Genomic DNA, 1,108 nt, shown 5'->3' with positions numbered 1-1,108 from the left:
GTTGGCGTCCGGGTGCTCCTTGAAGTACTCAGCGAAGGACACGGAGTCGTTCGCGGTCATCTCTGCACGGCCCGAGAGGACCTGCTCGATAGCCTCATCGAAACCGGAAACGACCACGATCGAGGCGCCCTTCGCCTCCACCATCTTGCGGAAGTTCGAGGTCTCAGACTGCGCCGAGGAGTGACCGGAAATCTCGCTCACGTTCTGCAGGGAAGAATCCTTCTTCACGGCAACCTTCGGCTCGGAGTACAGGTAGGGTACGGAGAAGTCGTACTTCTGCTTACGCTCGTCGGTTGCAGAAACGTTGTTGATGACGATGTCGTAGCGGTCAGCGTCCACACCGGCGATCAGCGAATCCCAGGGGGTTTCGGTGAACTCTGCGGTGACGCCCAGGTCCTTAGCGACCAGGTCGATGATTTCCTTCTCGAAACCGACCAGGGCGCCGTTCGAGTCGTGGAAGGAGAAGGGGCGGTAGGTGCCCTCCAGGCCCACACGGATCTTGCCGGCAGACTTGATAGCCTCCAGCTTGTTGGTGCTGGATGCGGTGCTACTGCTGGACGAACCGCACGCTGCGAGCAGTGCAGCCAGGCCGGTGAAAGCGGAGCCTGCGAGGACGGTGCGGCGGTTAATCATTGCGGACATAGTGTTCTTCTTTCGTGTGGTGGTTGATGCTCTTGTAGTTGCGGGTTGTCACCCTGCGGTAACCCGGGGGCATCATGCGGTGTGCCCCTCTCTGCGGGTGCAACGCTGGCTATCGTACAGCTATTCCCGGTGGGAAAGAATTCAACGTAACATTCCGTCATATTCTCTCATCGGTGCAGGATAAGCCACAGAGACATCAACCACGACACAATTTCAGAAGTCCTGGCGGGTGAGCCCTTTCCGGGCCCCTTCCGAGCCTTTCACGAAAGCTTAGGAGGCGGGGCTCAAGTCCTCGCTCACATGCTTCTCGAAAATTGCTTTGAAGTCACCGTTGCCCAGGTGCTTCTTGATGGAGGCGTCAATCGCATCCTTCAGCGCGGTCTGGTTCTTGGGCAGCAGAACGGCGACGTTGGTGCCGGGGCCGACCTCACCATCCAGCAGGCGCAGGTTGGCGTCCGGGTGCTCC

1 protein-coding gene and 1 pseudogene are annotated in these 1,108 nt (G+C 59.2%); both read right to left on the bottom strand.

The window, feature by feature from the left end:
• A partial coding sequence (locus tag HMPREF3055_RS02840) for a transporter substrate-binding domain-containing protein (protein WP_070737828.1) occupies window positions 1-642 on the bottom strand: 642 nt, incomplete at its 3' end.
• 270 nt (window positions 643-912) lie between these two features.
• Window positions 913-1,108, bottom strand: a pseudogene (locus HMPREF3055_RS02835) (amino acid ABC transporter substrate-binding protein); the annotation flags it as partial.

This window comes from Rothia sp. HMSC061C12 (assembly GCF_001815755.1).
GTDB classification, from domain to species: Bacteria; Actinomycetota; Actinomycetes; order Actinomycetales; family Micrococcaceae; genus Rothia; species Rothia mucilaginosa.
The sequence above is the reverse complement of the archived record's forward strand: the minus strand, read 5'-3'. Positions and strand labels throughout refer to the sequence as shown.